Genomic DNA, 390 nt, shown 5'->3' with positions numbered 1-390 from the left:
ACCGGTTGTCGAAGAAATGTTAACATCTTTGTTAGCACAAGCACATCAAGCTAAAATAGCTGGTATACCTTCAAATAAAATTTGGCTAGATCCAGGTATAGGTTTCGCTAAAACTAGAAATGAAGAAGCCGAAGTTATGGCAAGACTGGATGAACTTGTTGCAACAGAATATCCAGTTTTATTAGCGACAAGCCGGAAACGTTTCACTAAAGAGATGATGGGTTATGATACAACACCGGTTGAAAGTGATGAAGTAACTGCAGCTACGACTGCATATGGTATTATGAAAGGCGTTAAAGCACTACGCGTTCATAATGTCCAGTTGAATGCTAAATTAGCTAAAGGTATAGATTTTTTAAAGGAGAATGAAAATGCAAGACACAACCTTTC

General features: G+C 37.7%; 1 protein-coding gene. It reads left to right on the top strand.

Features of this window, described 5'->3' with window-relative positions:
- Positions 1-390 (top strand): dihydropteroate synthase (locus KDK95_RS39155; RefSeq protein ID WP_212522689.1); only part of this gene is annotated, 390 nt, incomplete at both ends.

Source organism: Actinospica acidithermotolerans, from assembly GCF_018139625.1.
In the GTDB taxonomy this organism is placed as follows: domain Bacteria; phylum Actinomycetota; class Actinomycetes; order Streptomycetales; family Catenulisporaceae; genus Actinospica; species Actinospica acidithermotolerans.
The sequence above is the reverse complement of the archived record's forward strand: the minus strand, read 5'-3'. Positions and strand labels throughout refer to the sequence as shown.